This is a genomic window from Paractinoplanes pyxinae (assembly GCF_026626335.1).
Taxonomy (GTDB): domain Bacteria; phylum Actinomycetota; class Actinomycetes; order Mycobacteriales; family Micromonosporaceae; genus Actinoplanes; species Actinoplanes pyxinae.
In genome coordinates, this window is record NZ_JAPNTZ010000005.1 from 72,248 (window position 1) to 95,498 (window position 23,251).

A 23,251-nucleotide genomic window follows, 5' to 3' on the forward strand; every position below is an offset into this window, starting at 1 on the left:
ACCAGAACAGCTATAGCAGCCGCTACGACACGACGTGCCGATGATGTGCGATGTCGGTCCAGGACGTGCCCGAGCGGATTGATTCAGCCTGAGTAACGCAGCGGCCGATCGCCGGGGCGCCCGTGCTTGGCGAGCTGCGTCGGCTCCGTTCGTGTTGACGTCTTGATGGCGTACATGTTGACGTCAATATTGATCCAGTCAACATGACCGTTTCTCGTCCCGCGTAGGAGAATCGCGGGGTGCGGCAGAGGCTCGGTCAGGTGGTGCTGGAGGACGGTACCGCGGTGGCGTACGCCTCGGTGGGGTCGGGCCGTCCTCTTGTATACGTCATGGGGTGGCTCACGCATCTGCGGCTGGGCTGGGAGCTGCCGGCCGAACGGGCACTCTATGAGGCGCTGGCTCAGGGGTGCCGGTTGGTGCGGTACGACCGGGCCGGGTGCGGGCTGTCGGCGGCGGTGGACCGGCCGGCGTCCCTGGCGTTCGAGCTCGAGCAGCTGGGGGCGGTCGCGGCGTCCGTGGGTGAGCCGTTCGACCTGATGGGGGCGTCGATGGGCGCGCCGGTGGCGGTGGCCTGGGCAGCGGCGCATCCGGAAACTGTGCGGCGGCTGGTGTTGTACGGGGGCTGGGCGCGCGGGCCCGAGCTGTCGCCCCCCGGCGTACAGGAAAGTGTTTTGGGCTTGGTCGAGGCGCATTGGGGGCTGGGGTCGGATGTGCTGACCGACATCTTCGCGCCCGATGCCGACCGCGCGACCCGCGTCGAGCAGGCCCGCTACCAGCGTGAATGCTCGAGCGCCGCGACCGCCCGCGAGCTGCTGGCGCTGAGCTACCAGCTGGACGTCAGCGACCTGCTGGCTCGAGTGAAGGCGCCGACGTTGGTCGTGCACCGCACCGGCGACCGAGCGGCGCCCGGCGCCCAGGCCGAAGCGCTCGCCGCCGGCATCGACGGCGCCCAGCTGACGCTGCTGCCCGGCCGCTCGCATCTGCCGTACGCCGGCGACCGCGACGAACTGGTGCGGGTGGTCCGCCGCTTCCTCGGCCTGCCCGTGGCCCGCCGCCGCCTCGAAGGCCTCACCGCCCGTCAGCAAGAGGTGGCCGCCCTGGTCGCTCAAGGGCTGACGAACCGCGAGATCGCCACCCGGCTCCACATCGACGAACGCTCAGCCGAAGGCCACGTCGAACGCATCCGCCTGCGCCTGGGTTTCCGCTCCCGCGCCCAGATAGCGGCTTGGCACAGCGCCCACGAGGGCAGCAAGTAGAACGCTCAGCCGAGGGCCACGTCGAACGCATCCCTGCGCCTCGGTTTCCACTCTCGCGCCCAGATAGCCGCCTGGCACAGCGCACACGAAGGAAGCCTGTAGTGCGCGCAGTGGGGTATTTCTACGCCTGACCGAGGGTGGGTCGACCGGCCAGGCTGAGGGCATGTCAGTGGTGACCGGGTATGAAGTGAACAGGGTGCGCGGGCCCTTCAACGCCGCGTTTTTCGGGTTGATGGGGCCGTACATCGAGTGGAACGTGCGGCGGCACAAAGGGCGCGTGTTTGCGGACCTGCCGCGCGATGTTGTTGAGCTGGGGCCGGGGGTGGGCGCGAACCTCAGGTACGTGCGGGCGGGGTCGACGCTGGTGGCCGTGGAGCCCAACCGGCCGATGCACCGGCGGCTGCGGGCCGCGGCTGAGCGTCGTGGGGTGCGGCTCGATCTGCGGGACAGCACCGCGGAACGTACGGGGCTGCCGGATCGGAGCGCGGACGCGGTGATCTCGTCGCTGGTGCTCTGCACCGTGAGCGATCCGGCCGCGGTGCTGCAAGAGATCCGCCGGATCCTGCGGCCGGGCGGGACCTATCGCTTCGTCGAGCACGTGGCGGCGCCCGGCGGCACCGTCACGCGCGGGCTGCAGCGGGCGCTGCGCCGGCCGTGGGCGTGGACGTTCGAGGGCTGCTCGTGCGAACGCGACCTGACCACGGTGCTGCGCGCGGCCGGCTTCAGCCGGGTCGACGTGGAGGCGTACCGCCTGCACAGCCCGTTCATCACCTTCAACACCCAGATAGCCGGCATCGCCTACTCCTGAGCCGGCCGCGGTCTCAGGTCACGCACGACCCGAGCCGACACCGCCCCGAAGGCCGGCCGGGCGGTCATCGCACGGATCGGCGGCCGTTGAACCAGCCCATGACGATCGAGACGGCCAGGGCGACCAGGCCGATGATGATGAGCCACTTGACGGCCTTGAGCACCAGACCCAGCACGATCAGCACGAGGGCGATGATTCCGAGCATGACCAGCAGCGAACGCATGACATTTCTCCTGACGTAGACGTGGTCGGAGTGCCCCGTCCGGTCGGAGCCGAACCCCATCGATCCTGTGACGCTCGCGGGCAGCGAGAATCGTTGACATGACGAAGTCCGGGCTCGCGGCAACGTGGGCGGCTCGGCCCGCATCGATGGCCGATCTCGCGACGATCGCCGAGCTGCGGGCGGTGGTGCTGCGGGCCGATCTGGAACGGCTCGGCCGGTACGACGAGCACCGCGTTCGGCAGCGCCTGCGGGACGCGTACGAGCCCGATCACACCTGGATCGTCGAGGTGGGCACGGAATTCGCCGGCTGCGTCGCGTTACGGCCGGCCGAGGACGCGCACTGGCTCGAACACTTCTATCTCCACCCCGAAAATCAAGGTCGAGGTCTCGGTACGGCGGTGCTGCGGTGGCTGCTGAAGCGGTGTGACCGGGACGGCGTCGCGGTACGGCTGAACGTGTTGCGGGGCAGCGCGGCCCGCCGCCTGTACGAGCGGCACGGGTTCATCGTCGAGTCCGAGGACCCGGTGGACGTCTTCATGCACCGCCCACCGGTTCAGAGATACATCCCGGGCGCCGGCTCGGGCTCCGCCTGAGGCGTTCCACGCAGGAGCACGGCCCGGGCCGGGTCGTCCGCGTCGACCGCGAGCCACAACGCGCCCGTGGTGGGACAGCGACCCAGGCTCGCGGCAACCGGTGAAGGCATCGGCAGCGGCTCGTGGTGCAGGTGGTGCCGGTAGTACTCGACGGCGAACGGACCTGACGTGCTGGGCACCTGCCAGCAGTGGCAGCGCCGGGCTTGGCTCAGCCGGGAGCGTTGCTCGGCCTCGCGGCGGCGACGGTGGCGGCGGGCGCGCATCTCCCGGTGCGCCTGGCGGGCGCCGAGGAAGGCCAGGGCCGGGATGCCGAGGCACAGCAGCAGCCAGGTGCCGACCTCCCCGGCCCGGCCGAACCCGACCACGGCGGCGGTCGGGCCACCAAGCGGTAGCGCCACGAAAAGCAGGCTGAGCAAGGCCGCCGCGCCGTAGTAGCCGGTCTGGTCCTTCGCCGGGGGCTCGGCCGGGTCGGTGTGCGGGTCGTAGCTCAGGCTCTGAAACGCCCGCCACACCACGCTGTCGGTGCGGTTCAGCCCCGGGATCGGCACCCAGCGCTGCCAGGCCAGGCGGGAAGCGAGGACGAGCAGCCCGCCGACGATGCCGAGCGGGAACAGCAGCGGCGCCAGGCACCACAACACGACAACGAGCAGTCGGTGCCGGCGCATCGGCGCGGCCGGGGTCAGGTCGGCCAGGGCCGCGTCCAGCTCGGCGTTGGATCGAATTCGGCGCCGTACGCCGTGCAGCAGCAGCCGTGCTCCGGCATCATCACCCCGGAGTCGCAGTGCCGAGGCCGTCCGCAGCGCGGGCGCCGGGTTCCGCTCGAGGGCGGCCGTGACGTGCAGATCGGCGACGACTCCGGCCAGCGTCGTCGTCGCAGCCATGGCGTCGTACGGGTCACGGGCGGCCACCTGGGCCGCGCAGAACTCGGCCACCGTGACCGGAGTGATGATCTCGTACCGGGTGACGAGGGCGTGCCACGCCTGATCCGCGGTCGCCCGGTCGTTGCCGCCGGCGGCCGCCGCGGCGATCAGGTAGCACAGCCGCCACCCGTCCGCGGCGCCGTCGAACCGGCGCGCGCAGGCCATCAGCCACCGGTACGCCTCCGTGTCCCCGGCGGCAGCCCGGCATGCCCCGAGCACCAGGTCGGGCCAGACGGCTTGCGCCACGTCGGGCAGGTCGCCGTACCCCTGAGCGGCCAGAAGCGCGAGCGCCCGCGCGGGCTGCCCGGTCTGCAGCAGCAGCGCGGCGCGGGTGACGTCGTCATCAACGTCCGGAGTCGCGTCCAGCAAGGTCAGGGCGAGCTCGTAGCGATCGATGCTTTCAGCGGCCCGCGCCCAGGTCGGCCAGGACTGCGTCACCTCGTCGGCAAGGACGGTCACACTCACTTATCGGCACCCGAACCCGCACCCTGAAGCAACCGCCGGCCGACGAACGCCGCCAACACGGACTGAAGCCCACTCGGAACCCGGGCCCAAGCGGGCCCCGGAGCCAAGCGGGACCTGGCCCCAAGCGAGATCCGGTCCCAAGCGGAACCGGGTGCCAAGTCACGCCGGCCAGGCGCCGAAGCGGGCTTTCGAGCCGGAGCTGCCTCGGGCTGAGGGCAAGCGAGATCTGGCCCCAAGCGGAACCGGGTGCCAAATCACGCCGGCCAGGCGCCGAAGCGGGCTTTCGAGCCGGAGCGGCCTCGGGCTGAGGGCAGGCTAGCGATGGGTGGCGTCGATGGCGTTGGCCTCGTCGCGGACTTCGGGCTCAGGGTGCTCGCGCAGGGTCCGTAACATGTCGTGCCAGAGCGTGGGCCACCGGAAGCGGGAATCGGTGAACAGGGCCACGGCGAACAGACCGCCGGCCAGGTCGCCCCGCGCGGTCAGGCGACGAATCGTCGCGGTGTCGGTGTACGGGCGCAGTTCGGTCAGCCGATCGCGGATCTGGTCGGCGGTGCGTACGGCCAGGACGGGGTGCCCGGCGCACAGGTCAGCCAGCTCGTCCAGGTTGTCGAGCCGCCCCAGCCCCACCAGCATCAGAACCCCCACCGGCCGATAGGACGGCTGGCCCGCCAGGAAGCGGGCCGAAGCAACAAACGCCGACCGGTCGACCGCCGCCGGAGCCGTACGCGCCCAGCCAACCGTCCCCCGCGCCACAGCCTCAATCCGCCGGCGCGCAACTTCAGCGCCGCCCTCGATGAGCTCACCGCGCTCGTTGAGGCCGCCGCCCGCAACCTGGTCGCCGCCCGCGATGAGGTCGCCGCCCTCGTCGAGGCCGCCGCGCTCGGTTGAACCGCTGGTCTTCGGGCGGGCGCCGCGCTCGATGAGGGTCGTGAAGACTGGGATCAGCCCGGAGGAGATGAGCGCCGGCATCAAGGCGGCGATGTGGGAGAATTCTGGTCCGAGATCGGTGAAGTAGTTGGTCACCAGATCTTCCGCCGCCACGTAGGGCAGCCAGCGCGGCAGAGCGGTGAACGCGGCCCGTTCGCCCCGGCGGCAGGCGCCGGCCACCAGTTCGGCGTAGCGCGGCCGGTGCCGGGCCGAGATCTGGCTCGGCACGGTGTCGAAGATGTCCTTCCCCATGGCCAGGATGGCCCAGCTCGCCTCGGCGTCGAGCCGTTGGCGGGCGCCCGAGACGATCGCCGTCTGAACGTCGGGCGGGGCGTCCGGGAAGACCTCCAGCAGCGTGGTCATCACCTCGGCCGGTGCGTAGCGGGCCAGCAGCCGGGCCGCCGCCTTGCGGCTCGTCACCTTGGCCGGGCCCACGAGAACGCCGCCCAGCAACGCGGGCAGCCGCGACGGCACGGTGTGCGCGGCCGCGCGACCGGCGGCATACAGGGCAACCCGAGCGCGATCCGAACCCGCGTACTCGAGCAGCGTCGACAAAGCCTCGTCGGCCCGGTCGGTGTACGGCAACGCACCCAACGCCGCCTCAGCGAGCACCACGCCGGCAGCGTCCCGGCCCAGCGGCACCCCCTCACCGCCGAAGCTGGGCACCGCCTCAGCATCGTCCCGGCTCAACGGCGCGCCCCCACCACCGAAGCCAGTCACGCCCCGGCCCGACGGCGTAACAGCACCACCGAAACCGGCCACGTCCCGGCCCGACGGCGTAACCCCACCACCGGAACCAGTCACCACCCCGGCGCCGTCGCGGTAGCTCAGCACTAGCTCGCGGCCGAGAACCGGCACCACGGCGGCCATCCGCAGCATCGAGGCTCGCCGCGCCAGCGGCTGCGTGGCGTCGTCCACTATGGAGCCCAGTAGATCCACGTACGCCTCGTGCTGGCGGGGCAGCCAGCGCTCGACATGCACCGGCGGCTGCGGCGCCATCGCCCGGCCCAGCAGGTCGGTCCGGGATGAGCTGATCACCGACCACACCTCCGGCAGGCTCACCGCGTACGGGTCGATGGTCAGCACCTCCTCGACCCGCTCGGAGCGGCGCCGCCGGTCGGCCAGCCACAGCCGGATCGCCTCGTCGCGGTCCTTGGTCGTGATAGCCGCGCGCACCGCCTCTTGCAGTTCGGGTAGGTCGTACGCGCGAGGACCTAGCGCACGGGCGAGCGCGAGCACCGGCACGTGCCCGCGCAGCCTTTCGAAGACCGCCGCGGCCGGCACCCCCTCGAAGCTGGGCAGGGGCTCGCCGACCCGCGCGATAGTGGCCAGCGCCCACTCCCGCAGCTCGGGCTCGTCGAAGTGACGGCGCAGGGTGTCCACGGCCAGCCGGACCAGCGCCGCCCGCGTCGAGCCGGACGTGTCCCGAGCCTCGAGCACGGCGGTGGTCAGCGCCGACGCCTGCGCGGGCGTCAGATGCGCACCTATCAAAGCGTGCAGGGCGGTCGAGCGTACGGAATCAAGTTCGTTGCCAAGACGGTCGAGCCGCAAGAGGCCCACCGCGCGAGGGTCGCGCGAGCGGCGGGCCGCTCCGATCAGCAACGCCCAGGCGCGCTCGCGCTCGGCAACGGCACCCGTCCGCGTCCCGGCGACGAGCGCGTCCGACACCTCGTCCCAAGCCAGGTACGAGCGGTACTTCGCGCGTAGCGGCGGTGCCACCAGGTCCAGGGCCTGCGCGGCCGAGCGCACCCGATCCCGTACCGGCAGCAATTCCATGACCCGCACGGACGGCCACCGCTCGTCGGAGGCCAGCGAGTAGAGGTCGAACCGCCGCGACGGAGCCAGCACCTCCAGCAACGCCACGAAGTGGGTTCGCGCCAGCGGCACCAGTTCCTCGTTCGGCAGCACTACCAACCGGCGCAGGACAGCGGGCGGCAACGGCCGAGCGGCGTTCCGGTCCACCAGCAGCCGCGCCACCCGGCCGGGATCGGCGGCGGCCAGCCGTCCGTACGCCGTCAAGGCGCCCGGCAGATAGTCCTCCACCGGATACCGTTCCACGAGGTCGAGCACCCGCGCCGGCTCGCACGACAACACGGCCGCGCCGAAGTGCCCCCACACCGCCCGGCGTTGCTCGATCGGCGCCGCCGCCAAGCGCTCCTCGGCCACCTCCAGCAGAATCGCCGGGTGCCGCCTCGCCACCACCTCGAGGTTGGCCGCGAATTCCAGGTCGGGCAGCATTTCCCGTACGACCGAAGCCCCGCAAGCCGGCAGCAGGGCCGCCGCCTCCTCGTCCCCGAAGTGCTCGCGCACCTCCCGGATCAGCCGGTCGGCCGTGTGCGGGTCGCGCAGGTGCCGCAGCGTCCGATAGGCCTTCCGCCGATCCGCCGCCGACAACTCCGTGATGCGCAGGTCGAACAGCCTGTTCCGCAGCAACGGTTGCGGCGACGACGCGGCCGCCACGATTCCCGCCGCGTCCCGCGCCACCATCGACGCCACCAGAGCCAACTGCCGCTCGTACGCGCTTCCGGTCACGAGTCGGGCGCAGACCTCGGCCCTGTCCGGCGCGGTGCGCGCCCATGCGGCCAGGAAGCGCATCCGCTCCCGGTACGGCAGCGGATCCAGCGAGGTCAGAAGCTCATCGACGGGCACTCACGAGATTATGACCGTTTGCAGCTCGGTCAAAGCCTCCATGGGATGAGCGCCACCCACCCGGCCCAGTCCGCTGTCCGAGCCGGCCCGGCCGCCGAACGGCAGGTGGCTCTCCCAGTAGTTCGACGACTCGTTGATGTTCACCCAACCCGTGCGGACCGCGTCGGCGTACGCCAGCCCCTTCGTCAGGTCGGCCGTGTAGATGGCGGCCAGCAGCCCGTACCGGGAAGCGTTGGTCAGTTCGATCGCCTCGTCCAGCGAGCCGATGCTCACCACGGGCGCCACCGGCCCGAACGTCTCGTCGGTGGCGATCAGCGCGTCGGCCGGCACGTCGTCGAGCACCGTCGGCGTCCAGTAGAGGTCGGTCGGAAAAGCTTTCCCGCGTACGCCACCAGTGAGCACGCTGGCGCCTCGGGCCACCGCGTCGGCCACGTGCTCGTCCATCTTCGCGGCCACCCCGGCGTTGTTGAGCGGGCCCATCGTGGTCGTGTCGTCGAACGGGTCGCCCAGCCGGACCGTCGACCGCACGGCCGCCGCCAGCCGGGCCACGAACTCGTCCTTGATCGCCGAGTGGACCAGCAGCCTCTCCCCCGCCGTACAACTCTGACCCGCGCACAAGAAGCAGGCGACCAGCGCCCCTTCGACCGCGCGATCGAGATCGGCGTCGTCGAGCACGACGACCGGCCCGTTGCCGCCCATCTCAAGCAGCGTCGCCTTGCCCGACGCCGCGTTCGCTACCAGCTTGCCCGTGGCCGTGGAGCCGATGAAGGCCACCGCGTCAGTGCCCGGGTTGCGGGCGATCTCGTCCCCGACGACCGGCCCCGGCCCGGTGACCAGGTTCAGCACGCCCGGCGGCAGGTCGGCCTCGGCCACGCACGAGGCCAGCGCGACGGCGGCCACCGAGGTCGACGGCGCGGGCGTCCACACCACCGTGTTGCCGCAGGCCAGCGCGGGCGCGATCAGCTCGGCCGGCATGGTGTAGGGCCAGTTCCACGGGGTGATCACGCCGACCACGCCGCGCGGCCGGCGGATCAGCAGCGCCCGCTTGCCCGGCGACGACGAGTTCGGCACCAGACCGCCCAGGCGCTTGCCGTCCTCGGCCGCCATCCGCCAGTACGTGACCAGCTCGTCCACCTCGTCGTAGGCCTCGGCCCGCAGCGGCTTGCCCTGGTCGAGGGTCAGCGTGCGGGCCAGCTCGTGCCGCCGGGCCTCGATCACGTCAGCCACGCGGTGCAGCAGCGCGGCCCGTTCGTAGGCGGTGAGCCGGGCCCAGCGGGGCGCCGCTGACCGGGCGGCGGCGATGGCCGTACGGGCGTCGTCGCGGTTCCCTTCCGGTACGTCGCCCAGCTTCTCGCCGGTGGCGGGGCTGGTCGCCGTGGTGGTGGCGTGCGAACGGGCGGGCGTCCAGGCGCCGCCGACGAACATGGCGAGGTCCACCCGCCCAGGCTATCGGCGGTCATCACACGGTGATAGGTGCGAAGTGGGCTGTAACCGTTTCACCTTGACACCACGTACGGTACTTCGACAGCCTTCGATACGGTGCCGGACCGGACCGGCCCAGCCGTGTCGACGACCACCCGAAAGGAGTCCGGCGTGCGCATCCGCATCGTCGTCGCTTCGCTTGCCACAGTCCTGACCGGCGCCCTGGCCGCACCCTCGGCCGCCTCGGCCGCCGTGGAGGACCCGGGCACCAACATCATCGGCGGCGGCACGGTCTCGTCCGCGCCGTGGGCGGCCGCCGTGCTCAGCAACGGCAGCTTCACCTGCTCGGGCACGATCATCTCGGCCAACTACGTGCTGACCGCGCGGCACTGCATCTCGGGCACGATGTCCGTACGCGTCGGCAGCGTCAACCGCACCTCGGGCGGCACCACCCGCGCCGTCAGCAGCACGGCCACCCGCTACGACCTGGCCCTGATGCGGCTCGCCTCGCCGATCACCACGTCGTACATGCCGCTGTCGAGCGCCTACCCGCCGGTCGGGTCGACCAACAACATCTACGGCTGGGGCATGACCTGCTACAGCGGCTGCAGCGCCTCGACCACGCTGAAGACGGCCACCGTCCAGGTCACTTCGACCAACCAGACCGACGCCTACGGCGGCCGCGCGATCGGCAGCAGCCGCATCAACGGCAACGCCTGGCGCGGCGACTCCGGCGGCCCCCAGGTCTACAACGGCGCCCAGGTCGGCGTGGCCTCCACCGCCGACGGCACCTCCCGCCAGTACTACGGCAGCGTCGCCTACAACCGCGCCTGGATCACCTCGACCGCCGGCGTCTGACAGTCCTCGAGGCCCGGGGCCGGCTCACACGCCGGTTCCGGGCTTCGTGCTGTCGCGAGCAGGATCAGGACGGCCACGAGCACGAGCGCTACCGCCACCCCAGCGAGAACGAGCGGCCGCCGGGATCGCACGACCTCGGGCCCACGAACCGGCGACCGCAGCACGAACGCCGCCGACCGGGCGCCCCGGAACTCCTCGGCCTCGCTCCGCAACCGCTGCCGGGCCGCCTTGCCACGCTCCAGTTCCGTGACCGCCTCGCCGACGAACACGAAGTAGATCGGGTCGAGCGTGCCGGCCGCCCGGGCCACGTACGAGCCCAGCTCGGCCGGCGCCGCACCCGGCCCGCCCGCCGTCTGCCGGCGCACGTCCTCCATCAGCGCGTGCCGCCGGGCATGGTCGACCCGCTGTTCCACCTGCTCGAAGACGTCCGGCACGACGGCCGGCAGCGGCGCGTCCACGTTGGACGGCCGCACCTCGCCGTCCGGCCTCTTCCGCACGTGCCCCTCGGGATCGATCCCGGCGAAGTCGGGCCCGACCGCGCTGGCCGGGATCAGCCGCACGATCCGGTGCCGGCCGTGCACCTTGACCAGCTCGCGGAAGTCCGGGTTGGTCATCAACAGCTTGCGGACCATGGCCAAGCGGCCGTCCTCGTCGGCGTCGAGGTCGCGCAGCAGGTCCCCCTCGGTGATCACGAAGGTGATCGGGCGGTGCTCGCCCAGCATCAGCGTGACCATCGTGGTGAGGGAGTGCTGCAGCTTGACGCGGCCGGCCCGGTTGCCGTCGGCCCACTGCCGCAGCTGGAAGCCGTCGACGATCCCGAACAGGGCGTCGGCGTCGCGGATGTGGGCCAGCAACTCCTCCTGAAAGCCCTCGCCGGGCGGACGAGGCTCGGTGAGGACTCCTCCGGCGTACTCGAGGTAGTTCAGGGTCATGACGGTGTGCACGGCACCGGAGGCGGCACGCGTGCGCACGTCGAACGTGAAGTCACGGGTCTCGCCCGGGGCCGTGCCGTGCGGCCAGTCCGAGTCGACGTCGGCGACCTGGTTGAACCAGCCGCTCAGCTGCACGGTGTCGGCGTGCGAGGTCTGCAGGAACCAAACCCGGGCGCCGGGCAGGCGCATCTGGTGGTGCATGCTCGCCAGCAGCAGGGTCTTGCCGGAACCGCGCGGGCCGAGCGCGACCACGCGAAACGTGGGTACGGCTGCGTCGAGGCCGGCGGCCGCGGCCCGGCGGCGCCGGCGGCGGCGCAGCAGGTGGGTCACGGCGGCCGCGGCGAACACGGCCAGGAGGAGCAGCAGGACGGCGTACACGGGGTCTCACCCCCGGGCGGCTGACGGCGGGAACGGCCCGATCACAGCACGCCCGGGTGCCCGGGGCACCGCCCCGATCCGCTAGCGGACAGAGACGTTTCTGAACCAACCTGCCCACCCCGCCCGACCAGGGGGCGGGCCGGAGACTACGCGCTGCGGCGCGCGGCGGCCGGCCTTCGTCCACAGGACGCCTCAGCAAAAAGCGAAGGTTGTCCACAGGTCTGCTTGCGGGCAGTTGGTATCCAGGGCGGAAGTAGCTTCCCGTGAATGGCGTTCAGACAATTCCCAGAAAGGGTGGAACCGCTATCAGTTAGAGATCAGAAAGCGCCCGAATCGGGCAATGGAGTGGGCAACCGTTTGACGCCCGTCGAATAATGGGAAGGCATCCCGGCGCGGTCGGGTCGCTACTCTCCGTGCCGGATTTCGGTCATTTGAATTCGAAACGTTGTCGCGGCGTCACCCGCCGTCCAGCGGGGTTGACTAATAGATCGTGACCATATATCTGTTCTGACGGCGTTGAGCCCGGCGCGTTGCCAAACGCACCGCGTCACCACGAGGGAGCTACCACATATGCCGGCTGGGACCGCCATGAGGGGCGATCGCGACGCACGCCAGGGTCAGCGCAAAGCGCAGGGCGGCGGCGGGGCCGGCAAAAAGAAGTCGAAGCGCCACAAAGCGCCACTCTGGGCAAAACTCGTGACAACCTTCGGCGTCGTCATGGCACTGGTCGGGGTCGGCGGCATCGTCAGCGTCAAATACTTCCTGGGGCAGCTCACCTCGAACATCCAGACGACCTCGTCGGTGCTGAACGCGTCCGGCGGGCTGGGCAACAGCACCACCAAGGCCGGCGAACTGCCCAAGGGCGCCATGAACATGCTGCTGCTGGGGCTGGACACGCGCACCGGCTGGGGCGAGGGCGAGTCCCGGTCGGACACGATCATGATCCTGCACATCACCGCCTCGCACGACAAGGCGTACATGATCTCGATCCCGCGCGACACGGTGGCCAAGATCCCGGCCGACGAAGAGATGGGCGTGCGCGAGCAGACCACCAAGATCAACGCCGCCTACCTGTTCGGCTCGCAGAACGGGCGCGGCTGGCAGGGCGGCGCCAAGCTGGCCACCAAGGCCATCCACGAGCTGACCGGCATCGAGTTCGACGGCGTCGTGGTCATCGACTTCAACGGCTTCAAGGGCATCCTCGAGGCGATGGGCGGCGTCCGCCTGTGCGTCGACAAAGAGATGTGGTCCAGCCACTATCTGGTCAAGAACGGCAAGATCGAGTACGCCCACGGCGCCGACCCCAAGAGCAAGCCGCGTGACGCCCTGGTCTTCAAGAAGGGCTGCCGCGAGATGCAGCCGTGGGAGGCGCTCGAGTTCTCGCGCCTGCGCCACTCGACCAACGGCGACTACGACCGTCAGCGGCACCAGCAGCAACTGCTGCGCGCGATGGCCAAGAAGGCCAGCAGCGCCGGCATCATGGGCAACCCGAGCAAGGTGGCCAAGATCCTGGCCGCGGCGGGCAAGTCGCTGAAGATGGACACGAACAACGTGCCGGTCGACAACTTCATCTTCGGGCTCAAGGGCCTGGCCGCGGGCGACCTGATCCCGATCAAGACCAACGGCGGCACCTTCTCGCCCGGCGACGGCGGCGAGGCGATCAACGACGACACCCGGGCCCTGTTCGAGGCGACCTCGGCCGACAAGCTGCCCGAGTTCCTGCTGCGTCACCCCGAGAACGTGATCACGGACGGCGCGGCCGCGTCCTGACGACGGCGTAGTACGCGGGGATCCGCTGCACCGGTCCGTCCGGCTCCAGCGGATTTCCGTAGACGTGCGTGGCGCCCTGTTCGAGCACCTGCCACGCGTCGTCCGGGAACACCTCGGCCACCTCTTCGGCCCCGAACCGCCGCGGCGCCCGCACACCCGCGCTGATCAGCCGATGCACCAGCGGCGGCAGCCGGGTCGGCCCGGCTCCCTGGTCCAGCAGGAAGTCGAGCGGGTCGCCGACGTGGTTGGTCTCGCTCAGATACAACGTGCCGGTTCCACCGAGCATCGCGGCGACGTTCGCGGCGACCGCCCGCCGGGAATCGTCGTCGAGCACGTGCAGCACCCCGCGGATGTGCACGTTCGCGTCGCCCGCCTCATCGTGCAGGAGCTTTCCCAATCCCGGTGACGCGATATCGGCCACGCGAAAGGCCACCCCCGAGGTGAAGGCGCCGGTGGCGCGCGCGATCGCCGCCGCCGAGCCGTCGATGCCGATGACGCGCGAGGCGAAACCCGTCAGCGCGTACGCCTGACGCCCCGACCCGCATCCCAGGTCGACCATCGGCAGGCTCGGGTCGGCGTGCCGCCGCAGCACGGCCGCCAGCAGCTCGTTCTCGGCCGGCTCGTCGGCCTCCCACAGCACGTCGCCCGCCGGGCCGGTGCGCGTGACGCCGGCCCAATAGCGCTCCCACGCCCGCGACTGCGAGCGCGGCGCGCCCAGGGCGGCCAGGGTCAGCCGGGGGATCAAGAGGTACTTGCGCCAGACCACGACGATCATCATTGCGTGCGTTCCGCGGCCTGACCAGAACACTGTTCGAGTGCCCCGGAAACGACGCCCGGAGGGATCGTCCACGACGGATTCCGCAGCCGCCGAGCCCCGGAAAAAATTATTACGCACTGAGATCAACCCGTAACAAGCGGCCAGTACGGTCCCGCATCATGATTCGGCGGAGTGGCCTGGCCACGCTCGGTGTTGTTCTGGCGGTCGGACTCGCGGCCTGCGGGTCGGACGGCGGCGACGAGCTCGTGTTCGGCGGTGACCCGGTCACGCAGTGTGTGCGTGTGCCCGAGGGCGCCCCCATGATGGTCGGCGAGGTGCTGCGGGCGCCGGCCGGCTCGGATCTGGTGATCCAGAAGATCAGCTGGGCCGGCGCCAAGGGCGTCAAGGCGGGCAAGGCGTTCGTGGTGCCGCTGAGCGGCGGCCGGACCCCGATCGGGAACGTCAACTATCCCCCGGCGGCCAACCCGACCTGGGCCTTCCGGGCGCCGGCCGAGGGGGCCACGATCCCGGCCGGCGAGGAGGCCAACCTGCTGCTCGTGGTGAGCCGCAGCGGAGCGCTGGACGGCTCGGCCACGGGCATGCAGATCGACTACCTCGGCGGCTCGAAGACCAATACGACGACGTACCAGTTCCGGGGTGACTGCAGCGTCAACCCCGGCTGATCACCGCAGCGCGGGCAGGACCTTCGACCCGAACGCCTCGACGAACGGGATCAGGTCCTGCCCCACGTGGTGCAGATAGATGCGGTCGAATCCGAGGGCGGCGTAGCCGCGCAGCTTCTCGATGTGCTCCTCGAGGTCGGCCGAGATGTTGACGACCTTCCCGACCTGCTCGACCGTCACGTTCTCGCTGACCACGTCGAAGTGCTCGACCGTCTCGAGGTCCCAGCACACCGGCGGCTGGAAGATGTTGCTGCGCCACTGGTCGTGCGCGATCGCCTCGGCCTCGTGCTGGGTCGGCGCCCAGCTCAGGTGCACCTGCAGGCAGATCGGGCCGCGGCCGCCGGCGTCGCGGTACTGCGAGATCATCGCCCGCAGGTGGTCCTCGGGGGCGTTCACCGTGACCAGCCCGTCGGCCCAGCGGGCACACCAGGCGGCGGTCTTGGTGCTCACCGCGGCGCCGATCAGCGCGGGCGGTGTCTCGGGCCGCGTCCACAGGCGAGCCCGGTCGACCTTGATCAGACCGTCCCGGGTCACCTCCTCGCCGGCCAGCAGACCGCGGATCACCTCGACGCTCTCGAGCAGGCGGGCCTCGCGGACCTCTTTGCGCGGCCACGGCTCGCCGGTGATGTGCTCGTTGCTGTATTCGCCGCTGCCCAGCGCGGCCCAGAACCGGCCCGGGTACATCGCGCCCAGCGTGCCGATGGCCTGCGCGATGATCGCCGGGTGGTAGCGCTGGCCGGGCGCGTTCACGACACCGAACGAAAGGTTGGTCGCTTGCAGCGCCGCGCCCAGCCACGACCAGGCGAACGCCGACTCGCCCTGCCGGCGGCTCCACGGCGAGAAGTGATCGGAACACATCGCCGCGTCGAAGCCGGCGCGTTCCGCGGCCACCACGGCGGCGAGCAACTCGGCGGGCGGGATCTGCTCATGGGACGCATGGATTCCGTACTCCGTCATGCCGGGTCCTTACCCAGGATCGGCGGTGGGAAATCCGTGCGATCACCAGCTTGCAGGCGGACGATAGGGCATGGGAATCAGTCGAAGACTTCTGTTCACGGCCGGATCCGGCGTGCTGGGAGTGGCTGTGCTCTCCGCATGTTCCGCTGACGAAGACTCACCCGCTGCCGCGCCGACCGCCGGCGCGGCGTCCGAGGAAGAGGCCACCGGCCCCCTGACGTGGAAACGGGTCGACCTCTCGTTCGTCTCGGCCTATCTGCTGATCCGCGGTTCCACGGCCGCGATCGTCGACCTGGGCACGGGCGGCTCGGCCGAGGCCATCGGCGAAGGGCTCACCGCGGCCGGCAGCAGCTTCTCCGCCGTGCGCCATGTCGTGATGACCCACAAGCACGACGACCACGCCGGTGGCCTCGGCGGTGTCGAGCCGCTGGCCACGAACGCCAAGTTCTACACCGGCGAGGCCGACGTCGTGTCCATCTCGTCGACGAAGGACCTGATCGGCCTGAAGGACGACGACGACGTCTTCGGCCTGCGGATCGTCGGCACACCCGGGCACACGGCGGGCCACATCTCGGTGTTCGACCCGGACACGGGCACCCTGGTCGCCGGGGACGCGCTGCGCACCACCACCGACGGCCTGGTCGGCCCCGACCCGCAGTACAGCGAGGACATGGCCACGGCCGGCGCCTCGATGAAGAAGCTGGCCGGCCTCGACGTGCGCACGATCCTGCCCGGTCACGGCGCCCCGCTCACCTCCAACGCGGGGGCCGCGCTCAAGAAGCTGGCCGCCTCGGGCTGAGTCTGTTCATCTGATGGTTGCCCAGGCACGGGCCGCAGATCGTAAAGTCGGCCGGTGACAACACAGCACGAGGACGTCAGCCGCCGCCTGTCCGGCGCCGAGGAGGCCGCCGTCGAGCGGCACGCCGACTACGCCGAGGCCATTCGTGGCTCCTTCCACCGCCTGCGCACCGGGCTCGATCTCGCCCACGGCGGAAGCACGGTCGGCGCCCAGGAGTGGGGTTCGTACGTGGCGGCGCTCGACCGCGGCCTCGACGAGCTCGACCGGGAACTGGCCCACGCCGCCGACCTGCCGGCCGCCGAGACCAAGCTGGTGACGCACGCGTCGAAGCTCGAGCTGGCCGGCTGGCGGCTGCGCTTCAGCCTGCCCGGCGCGGCGAAGTCCGATCCGGACGGCGTCCGCGAGCGTCTGGCCGCCGCCGAGGACGAGGTGGACAGCTACGCGGCCGGCCGGTCGTCGGCCCCCGACGTGCAGCGCCGGATCGACGATCTTCGGGACGTACGGGCAGACATTTAGTTTTCCCTTTACGCCCGAGGCCATGGCGCCCTTGATCCGGTAAATTGCGCCCGGCGCAGTCGCGCCGCGTAGCCGAAAGGGCACACCATGCGCCGGATCCTCGCCGCTGCCATCGCCGCCGTCCTGCTGCTCACCGGGGCCGCCTGCACCGACGACAAGAAGGTCGAGGCGGCTCCCGGCACCAAGGTGAGCGTCGGCGTCATCCCGATCATCGATGTGGCGCCCATCTATCTCGGCAAGCAGAAGGGCTTCTTCGCCAAGCGCGGCATCGACCTGACGCTCACCCCCGAGCAGGGCGGCGCGCCGATCGTCGAGGGTGTGCTCGGCGGCAAGTACCAGTTCGGCTTCAGCAACGTGACCTCGCTGATGGCCGCGCAGTCGGCCGGCGCGCCGCTGAAGGCGGTGGCCAGCGGCGTGGCCTCCAACGGACGGGCCGGGCGCGACTTCTCGGCCATCGTGGTGCGCGACGGCAGCCCGATCCGGTCGGCCCGCGACCTGTCCGGTAAGCGGATCGCGGTGAACACCTTGAAGAACCTGGGCGACACGACCGTACGGCAATCGGTTCGCCGGGCCGGCGGCAACGCCGACAACCTGAGCTTCCAGGCCATGCCGTTCCCCGACATGCCGGGGGCGCTGCAGGCGGGCAAGGTGGACGCGGCGTGGGTGGTCGAGCCGGCGCTGAGCGCGGTGCTGACCCAGGGCGGCCAGATCCTCGCCTCGAACTTCGTCGACACCGCGCCCGACCTGACGGTGGCGCTCTATTTCACCAGCCGGGGCACGATGACCGCGAAGCCGCAGCTGGTCACCGACTTCACCGAGGCCATCAAGGAATCGATGCGCTACGCGGCCGGCCACCCCGAAGAGGTGCGGGACGTCGTGGGCACGTACACCCAGATCAACGACACCGTACGCATCGCGATGATCCTGCCCAGCTGGCCCGAGGACATCAACCGCCGGTCGCTGGAGCGGGTGGCCACGCTGGGCCAGCGCGACGGCATCTTCACCAAGGCGCCCACCCTGGATCAGCTGCTGCCCTGAGCTGTCACTGGTTCGGCACTGACCGAACCTAGCGTCGGACCCATGCTCGCCGACTTTCTTCAGGTGCGTGACCGGCTCCTGCGCATCGCCACCCGCATCGCCGGGGCCGAGGCCGAGGACGTCGTGCAGGACGCGTGGCTGCGCTGGCAGCGCGTCGACCACAACACCGTGCTCGACCCGCCGGCCTACCTGTCGCGCACCACGGTCCACCTGTCGCTCAACCGGGCTCAGCACCGGCCCGCCCCGGCGCTCCCGACGGCGGCGCGGCCGGCCGACCCGGCCGACCAGGTGACCGCGGCCGACGAGCTCCGGTCGGCCCTGGCCCTGCTGGTGGCCCGGCTCGAGCCGCGCTCGCGGGTGGCCTACACGCTGCGGGAGGCGTTCGAGCTGCCCTACCGGCAGATCGGCGACCTGCTGGGCATCACCGAGCCGCACACCCGGCAGCTGGTCGGCCGGGCCCGCCGCCGTCTGGCCGCCGGTCCGGACCACCCGGTGCCCCGCGACGAGCACCGGGCCCTGCTGGCCGCCTTCCAGCACACCGCCCGCACCGGCGACCCGGCCGCGCTGGCCGGGCTGGCCCGTTCGCCTGAATCGGCGCGGGCCGCTGCCGCATGATGATCCGGTGCGGTACCTGTGGCCGGCCGTGGGCGGCGCCGTCGCGCTGGTGCTGCTGACGCTGATCGGCGTCCGGCTGCTGGGCGGCGGGGACGACGGCCCGCGGCCCGATCAGGCTCAGCCGGGAACGGTGCTGCTGGTCCCCGGGTACGGCGGCAGCCGCACCGCGCTGACCCGGCTGGCCGAGCGGTTGACGGCCGCGGGGCGCACGGCGACCGTGCTGACCCTGCCCGGCGACGGCACCGGCCCGCTCGAGGACCAGGCCGAAACGCTCGACGCGGCCGTGCGGGACGCGACGACGGCCGGCGCGCCCTCGGTCGACGTGATCGGCTACTCGGCCGGCGGCGTGGTGACCCGGCTCTGGGTCGACCGGCACGCCGGCGCCGAGCGGGCCCGGCGGGTGGTCTCGCTGGGCTCTCCCCTGCACGGCACCCGGCTGGCCGGGCTCGGCGCCCGGTTCGGCGGCGCCCGGTGCCCGCAGGCCTGCCAGGAGCTGGCGCCCGGCAGCGACGTGCTCGACAGCATCGACGGCGCGCTGCCCGACGGGTTGCCCTGGCTGTCCATCTGGACCGAGAACGACGAGACGGTCCAGCCGCCCGACTCGGCCCGCCTGGACGGCGCGATCAACTTGTCGCTGCAGAGCATCTGCCCGGCCGCGCGCACGGCCCACAGCGAGTTGCCGACCGACCCGTACGTCACGGCTCTTGTCCTCGACGCCCTGGGAACCGCCCCGCTGCGCGAGCCGGAAAGCTGCCCCGCGAGCCCCTAGGGCAGTCACTCGACGGATGATCCGGCCCGGGTGGCCGGGGCAGGGTGAAGGGGTGATTGATCGCGGACCTGACTTGCGGTTCGGCCTGCTGGGCGCGGTGCGCGTCCGGCGGGGCCGGGTCGACCTCGAGCTGGGCGGGCGGCAGCCCCGGACCATTCTGGCGCTGCTGCTGGCCGGAGCCGGGTCGACGGTGGGTTTGTCGGAGATGGTGGACACCCTCTGGGGCGAGGACCCACCGGTCAGCGCCGTCAACGTGGTGCATCGGCACATCGGGGTGCTGCGCCGCGTCCTCGAACCCGAACTCCCGGTCCGGGCGACCGGCGACCACCTGGTCCGGCACGCCTCGGGCTACCGGCTGCTGGTCGACGAGCACAACTTCGACCTGTTGCGGTTCCGCCGGCTGGCCGCCGAGGCCCGGCGCACCGACGACCCGGCGGCGGCCGTGCGCCGCTACGCCACCGCGTTGTCGCTGTGGAACGGGCGCTGCGCGGCCGAACTCGAGATGGAGCATCCGAGCTTCCTGGCCGTCGAGGCCGAACGCTGGCAGGTGACCCGCGAGGCGGCCGACGCCGCCCTGCGCGGCGGGCCGGTCCGGCTCATCCTGCCCGCGCTGCGCCAGGCGACCGTCCTCAATCCGCTCGACGAGAGCCTGCAGGCACGGCTGCTGTCGGCCCTGGCCGCCGACGGTCGTCAGGCCGAGGCCATGCACACGTTCCGTGAGGTGCGCCGCCGGCTGGGTGACGAACTGGGGCTGGGGCCCGGGCCGCAGCTCATCGAGGCGTACGACCGGCTGCGGCCGCGCGCCACGTGCGCCGCCTGCGGGCGATAGCAGACTTCCGTTACGCCCGGGTGCCCAACGCCCCGGCCGAACGGGTCATCCGGACGGCCGTTCAGACCGAAGATCGTAGCCGGGGCGGGGCATCTGGCGTGACGGCCGAGGCAGGAGTTGAAAGTGATTCTGCATTGAGTAGTCTGCTCGCCGTTGTCTTGTTGATGAGGAGCGCGCACACCCATGGTTTCGAACCTTCTTGAGCTTTCCGAGAACCCGGCCACCAAAGAGGCCATCGTCAAGGACGCCCAGGCGTTGGTCGAGGCCGAACTGGCCAACAAGTCGGGCATCTCGGCCGGCGCGGTGAAGCTGGCCTACAAGGCCGTCACCTCGTTCGCGCCCGGTTACTACGTCGAGACCCTGAACATCATGGTTCCGTCGATGCTCGAGCAGCTGCAGCCGTTCTGGACCGACTTCCAGGTCGCCGGCGGCGGCTCGTTCGGCGAGTACCTGGTCAAGCGTCAGGACGAGGTCACCCCGGCCCTGCTGCTGGTCACCGACGACATGGCCAACGCCTCCGAGAAGGCCGTCGTCGTCAAGGCCTACAAGACCGTGCGCGGTGGCGCCGCCAAGCACATCGAGGCCGCCCTGCCGGCCCTCGGCGCCCTGGTGGAGAAGTACGCCGCCTGATTCGCCTGGTGAAAGCCGCGCCCGTTGCTCGAACGGGCGCGGCTTTCCCGTTCAGCCCAGGGTGATGCGGCGGTCGATCCCGATGGCGTCCAGGAACCGCTCGTCGTGGCTGACAACGACAAAGGCGCCGCGGTACGCCGTGAGGGCCGACTCGAGCTGGCCGACGCTCACGAGGTCGAGGTTGTTGGTCGGCTCGTCCAGCAGCAGCAACTGAGGCGCCGGCTCGCCGAACAGCACGCACACCAGCGTCGCCCGCAGTCGCTCGCCGCCCGAGAGCACCCGCACCGGCAGATGAGCGCGGTCGCCCCGGAACAGGAAGCGGGCCAGCAGGTTCATCCGGTCGGCGTCGGCCAGCGCCGGGGCGAAACGGGCCAGGTTCTCCGCCACTGTCAGGTCGTCGTCGAGCAGGTCGAGCCGCTGCGACAGATAGGCCACCCGGCCTCCCCGCGGCGGCTGGTCGCCGCCGATCAGGCGCATCAACGTCGACTTGCCGGCGCCGTTGGGCCCGGCCAGCGCGATGCGTTCCGGGCCGCGGATGGTCAGGTCGATCCCGCCGTCCGGGAACACCGGCCGTCCGTCGTAAGTGACCTGCAGCCCCGAGCCGCTGAAGACCGTCCGCCCGGCCGGCACCGCCGTCTGCGGCAGCTCGATGACAAGCCGGTCGTCGTGCTTGGCCGCCCAGCTCGCCTCGTCGTACCGGGCCTGCGCGTCGACCACCCGTGAGGCGTGCACGTCGCCCGCCCGGGCCGCTGAGACCTGGGCGCTGTTCTTCAGGTTGCCCGCGTGGATCCGGGACAGGCCGGCGCTGCCCAGATTGCGGGCCGCGGTCGACTGCCGGCGGGCCGAACGCTCGCGGGCCTGCTGCATCTCGCGCTTCTGCCGCTTGAGGTCCTGCTCGGCGTTGCGCACCTGCCGTTCGGCCACCTCGCGCCCGGCTTCGACTGCTTGCGCGTACGCGGTGAAGTTGCCCCCGTACCACCGGAGCTCACCGGAGTCGAGCGACGCGATCCGGTCCATCTCGTCCAGCAGCGCGCGGTCGTGGCTCACCACCAGCAGGCACCCGCCGAACGTCCGCAGCACGGCCGTCAGCCGCTCCCGGGCGGCGCCATCGAGGTTGTTGGTCGGCTCGTCGAGCAGCAGCACGTCGGGCCGCTTGAGCAGTTGCGCGGCCAGGCCGAGGCTGACCACCTGGCCGCCGCTGAGCGTGCCCAGCCGCCGGTCGAGCGCCACGTCGCCCAGGCCGAGCCGGTCGAGCTCGGCCCGGCTGCGCTCCTCGACGTCCCAGTCGGCGCCGACCGTGGCGAAGTGCTCCTCGGCGGCGTCGCCGGACTCGATGGCGTGCAGGGCGGCGATGGTGCGGTCGACCCCGAGCACCTGGGCCACCGTCTGCTCCTGGGCGAACGGCAGGTGCTGGGGCAGATAGCCGAGCACGCCGCCCACGGTGATCGTGCCGCCGGTGGGAGTCAGGTCGCCCGCGATCAGCCGCAGCAGCGTGGTCTTGCCGGTGCCGTTGGCGGCGACCAGGCCGTTGCGCCCGGCCGGGACCGACACCGTCAGGTCGTCGAAGACCGGGGTGTCGTCGGGCCAGGAAAAGGACAGGGACGTGCAGACGACAGAAGCGTCGGACATGAAGAGCTCCGAGAGAAAAGGGCCGGACGGGGACCGGAGAAAGACGACATCAGCCGGGGAGGTCACCCGGAGATGTCGTCACCGTTGCCCGTCACAGATCTGCTCCTGCTCTCGAAGACTCCGGCGAGTTTAGCTCGGAAGCCGCCGGTACGCATGGAAATTGATGTCGCGCCGGTGCCGGAAGCCCATCGCGAGGTAGAGCCGGATCGCCCCGGTGTTGGTGCCGGCCGCGTGCAGGAACGGCGTGTCGCCGCGGTCCCGGATGGCCGCGGCCACCGCCCGGACGAGCCGGCCGGCCAGACCCTGACCGCGGAAGGCGGGGTCGGTGCAGACGGCGCTGATCTCGGACCAGCCGGGCGGGCGGATCCGCTCCCCGGCCATCGCCACCAGCGCCCCCTCGCGACGGATGCCCAGGTAGGTGCCCAGCTCGCGGGTGCGCGGCCCGAACGGCCCGGGCCGGGTGCGAGAGACCAGGTCGAGCATCTCGGGCACGTCGGCCTCGGTCAGCCGGACGGCCTCGGGATCGGGCGCGGGGATCAGGTCCTCCCCGGTGAGCTGCACGCCGACGCCGCCGCCGGTCCTCTCCCAGCCGGGCGGCGTGCCGTCGGGAGCGGCCGGCATCAGCACGTCGCCGCCCGGGCCGGCCAGCTCGGCCAGGTCGGCCCAGGCAGCCGGGTCGGCGGCGTCGGCCACCGCGACGAACGGCGACACCGACGGCAGAAAGCGCCCGGCCTGACCTCGCACCTCGGCGAAGTCTCGCTGGCCGTGGACCAGGGCCGTCCACACGGGATTGTCGAGAACGGCCCGGTCCACGGTTGTCATGGCATC

At 71.4% G+C, this 23,251-nt stretch carries 22 protein-coding genes; 13 read left to right on the plus strand and 9 right to left on the minus strand.

The window, feature by feature from the left end; genetic code table 11:
* The first annotated feature begins 239 nt into the window (after positions 1–239).
* Complete coding sequence (locus OWR29_RS14700; protein ID WP_267563356.1) at positions 240–1,256, plus strand: alpha/beta fold hydrolase; 1,017 nt, start codon at positions 240–242, stop codon at positions 1,254–1,256.
* Between the two features lie 277 nt (positions 1,257–1,533).
* The gene (locus OWR29_RS14705) at positions 1,534–2,064 is read left to right on the plus strand and encodes a class I SAM-dependent methyltransferase (protein ID WP_267563357.1); all 531 of its coding nucleotides are present in this window, start codon (positions 1,534–1,536) and stop codon (positions 2,062–2,064) included.
* 64 nt (positions 2,065–2,128) lie between these two features.
* On the opposite strand, the gene OWR29_RS14710 is transcribed toward OWR29_RS14705, so the two are convergent.
* Positions 2,129–2,287 (minus strand): hypothetical protein, encoded by a 159-nt coding sequence (locus tag OWR29_RS14710; protein ID WP_267563359.1) that lies wholly within the window; start codon positions 2,285–2,287, stop codon positions 2,129–2,131.
* A 98-nt stretch (positions 2,288–2,385) separates the two neighbouring features.
* Between OWR29_RS14710 and OWR29_RS14715 the strand changes: the two genes are divergently transcribed.
* Complete coding sequence (locus OWR29_RS14715) at positions 2,386–2,880, plus strand: GNAT family N-acetyltransferase (RefSeq protein WP_267563360.1); 495 nt, start codon at positions 2,386–2,388, stop codon at positions 2,878–2,880.
* Here the strand turns inward: OWR29_RS14715 and OWR29_RS14720 are convergent.
* From OWR29_RS14720 to OWR29_RS14730, 3 genes are all read right to left on the minus strand, one after another.
* Positions 2,841–4,265 carry a hypothetical protein gene (locus OWR29_RS14720; protein WP_267563362.1) on the minus strand — a complete coding sequence of 475 codons (1,425 nt, stop codon included), beginning with the start codon at positions 4,263–4,265 and terminating at the stop codon, positions 2,841–2,843. The two genes, OWR29_RS14715 and OWR29_RS14720, sit on opposite strands and share 40 nt — an antisense overlap.
* 315 nt (positions 4,266–4,580) lie before the next feature.
* Positions 4,581–7,841 (minus strand): hypothetical protein, encoded by a 3,261-nt coding sequence (locus OWR29_RS14725; protein ID WP_267563363.1) that lies wholly within the window; start codon positions 7,839–7,841, stop codon positions 4,581–4,583.
* A complete protein-coding gene (locus OWR29_RS14730; RefSeq protein ID WP_267563365.1) occupies positions 7,842–9,278 on the minus strand; it encodes an aldehyde dehydrogenase family protein in 1,437 nt (478 codons plus the stop codon).
* A gap of 156 nt (positions 9,279–9,434) precedes the next feature.
* Here OWR29_RS14730 and OWR29_RS14735 point away from each other — a divergent pair, with 156 nt between their 5' ends.
* A complete protein-coding gene (locus tag OWR29_RS14735) occupies positions 9,435–10,121 on the plus strand; it encodes a S1 family peptidase (RefSeq protein ID WP_267563366.1) in 687 nt (228 codons plus the stop codon).
* Here OWR29_RS14735 and OWR29_RS14740 read toward each other — a convergent pair.
* Complete coding sequence (locus OWR29_RS14740; RefSeq protein ID WP_267563367.1) at positions 10,082–11,431, minus strand: hypothetical protein; 1,350 nt, start codon at positions 11,429–11,431, stop codon at positions 10,082–10,084. The two genes, OWR29_RS14735 and OWR29_RS14740, sit on opposite strands and share 40 nt — an antisense overlap.
* 696 nt (positions 11,432–12,127) lie before the next feature.
* On the opposite strand from OWR29_RS14740, the gene OWR29_RS14745 reads away from it, so the two are divergent.
* On the plus strand, positions 12,128–13,201 hold the full coding sequence (locus OWR29_RS14745; RefSeq protein ID WP_267563368.1) for an LCP family protein: 1,074 nt from the start codon (positions 12,128–12,130) through the stop codon (positions 13,199–13,201).
* On the opposite strand, the gene OWR29_RS14750 is transcribed toward OWR29_RS14745, so the two are convergent.
* Complete coding sequence (locus OWR29_RS14750) at positions 13,176–13,979, minus strand: methyltransferase domain-containing protein (protein WP_267563369.1); 804 nt, start codon at positions 13,977–13,979, stop codon at positions 13,176–13,178. The two genes, OWR29_RS14745 and OWR29_RS14750, sit on opposite strands and share 26 nt — an antisense overlap.
* Positions 13,980–14,137: 158 nt before the next feature.
* Here OWR29_RS14750 and OWR29_RS14755 point away from each other — a divergent pair, with 158 nt between their 5' ends.
* Entirely contained in the window at positions 14,138–14,641 is a 504-nt protein-coding gene (locus OWR29_RS14755) for a hypothetical protein (RefSeq protein WP_267563370.1), read from the plus strand.
* On the opposite strand, the gene OWR29_RS14760 is transcribed toward OWR29_RS14755, so the two are convergent.
* Positions 14,642–15,598, minus strand: a complete 957-nt coding sequence (locus OWR29_RS14760; protein WP_267563371.1) for a TIGR03885 family FMN-dependent LLM class oxidoreductase — start codon at positions 15,596–15,598, stop codon at positions 14,642–14,644.
* Between the two features lie 70 nt (positions 15,599–15,668).
* On the opposite strand from OWR29_RS14760, the gene OWR29_RS14765 reads away from it, so the two are divergent.
* The 7 genes from OWR29_RS14765 (at position 15,669) to OWR29_RS14795 (ending at position 20,794) form a co-directional block, all read left to right on the plus strand.
* Entirely contained in the window at positions 15,669–16,397 is a 729-nt protein-coding gene (locus OWR29_RS14765) for an MBL fold metallo-hydrolase (RefSeq protein WP_267563372.1), read from the plus strand.
* 54 nt (positions 16,398–16,451) lie between these two features.
* Positions 16,452–16,913, plus strand: coding sequence for a hypothetical protein (locus OWR29_RS14770; protein WP_267563373.1), 462 nt, complete (start codon positions 16,452–16,454; stop codon positions 16,911–16,913).
* A gap of 87 nt (positions 16,914–17,000) precedes the next feature.
* Positions 17,001–17,951, plus strand: coding sequence for an ABC transporter substrate-binding protein (locus OWR29_RS14775; protein ID WP_267563374.1), 951 nt, complete (start codon positions 17,001–17,003; stop codon positions 17,949–17,951).
* A 42-nt stretch (positions 17,952–17,993) separates the two neighbouring features.
* Positions 17,994–18,566: a sigma-70 family RNA polymerase sigma factor gene (locus OWR29_RS14780; protein ID WP_267563375.1), complete on the plus strand. Its 573-nt coding sequence runs from the start codon at positions 17,994–17,996 to the stop codon at positions 18,564–18,566.
* 7 nt (positions 18,567–18,573) lie between these two features.
* Positions 18,574–19,335 (plus strand): lipase family alpha/beta hydrolase, encoded by a 762-nt coding sequence (locus OWR29_RS14785; RefSeq protein ID WP_267563376.1) that lies wholly within the window; start codon positions 18,574–18,576, stop codon positions 19,333–19,335.
* A gap of 52 nt (positions 19,336–19,387) precedes the next feature.
* Entirely contained in the window at positions 19,388–20,164 is a 777-nt protein-coding gene (locus OWR29_RS14790) for an AfsR/SARP family transcriptional regulator (RefSeq protein WP_267563377.1), read from the plus strand.
* A gap of 183 nt (positions 20,165–20,347) precedes the next feature.
* Entirely contained in the window at positions 20,348–20,794 is a 447-nt protein-coding gene (locus tag OWR29_RS14795; RefSeq protein WP_267563378.1) for a DUF6918 family protein, read from the plus strand.
* Positions 20,795–20,845: 51 nt separating this feature from the next.
* Here the strand turns inward: OWR29_RS14795 and OWR29_RS14800 are convergent, their stop codons facing one another.
* Both OWR29_RS14800 and OWR29_RS14805 read right to left on the minus strand, forming a co-directional pair.
* On the minus strand, positions 20,846–22,423 hold the full coding sequence (locus OWR29_RS14800) for an ABC-F family ATP-binding cassette domain-containing protein (protein ID WP_267563379.1): 1,578 nt from the start codon (positions 22,421–22,423) through the stop codon (positions 20,846–20,848).
* A gap of 129 nt (positions 22,424–22,552) precedes the next feature.
* A complete protein-coding gene (locus OWR29_RS14805) occupies positions 22,553–23,245 on the minus strand; it encodes a GNAT family N-acetyltransferase (RefSeq protein WP_267563380.1) in 693 nt (230 codons plus the stop codon).
* Between the last annotated feature and the right edge of the window lie 6 nt (positions 23,246–23,251).

Bases quoted from the DNA above. Each gene is read 5' to 3' on its own strand.
- OWR29_RS14710 (WP_267563359.1), bottom strand. From the start codon at position 2,287: ATGCGTTCGCTGCTGGTCATGCTCGGAATCATCGCCCTCGTGCTGATC.
- OWR29_RS14775 (WP_267563374.1), top strand. From the start codon at position 17,001: ATGCGCCGGATCCTCGCCGCTGCCATCGCCGCCGTCCTGCTGCTCACC.
- OWR29_RS14800 (WP_267563379.1), bottom strand. From the start codon at position 22,423: ATGTCCGACGCTTCTGTCGTCTGCACGTCCCTGTCCTTTTCCTGGCCC.
- OWR29_RS14760 (WP_267563371.1), bottom strand. From the start codon at position 15,598: ATGACGGAGTACGGAATCCATGCGTCCCATGAGCAGATCCCGCCCGCC.
- OWR29_RS14750 (WP_267563369.1), bottom strand. From the start codon at position 13,979: ATGATGATCGTCGTGGTCTGGCGCAAGTACCTCTTGATCCCCCGGCTG.
- OWR29_RS14765 (WP_267563372.1), top strand. From the start codon at position 15,669: ATGGGAATCAGTCGAAGACTTCTGTTCACGGCCGGATCCGGCGTGCTG.
- OWR29_RS14795 (WP_267563378.1), top strand. From the start codon at position 20,348: ATGGTTTCGAACCTTCTTGAGCTTTCCGAGAACCCGGCCACCAAAGAG.
- OWR29_RS14805 (WP_267563380.1), bottom strand. From the start codon at position 23,245: ATGACAACCGTGGACCGGGCCGTTCTCGACAATCCCGTGTGGACGGCC.
- OWR29_RS14780 (WP_267563375.1), top strand. From the start codon at position 17,994: ATGCTCGCCGACTTTCTTCAGGTGCGTGACCGGCTCCTGCGCATCGCC.
- OWR29_RS14715 (WP_267563360.1), top strand. From the start codon at position 2,386: ATGACGAAGTCCGGGCTCGCGGCAACGTGGGCGGCTCGGCCCGCATCG.
- OWR29_RS14755 (WP_267563370.1), top strand. From the start codon at position 14,138: ATGATTCGGCGGAGTGGCCTGGCCACGCTCGGTGTTGTTCTGGCGGTC.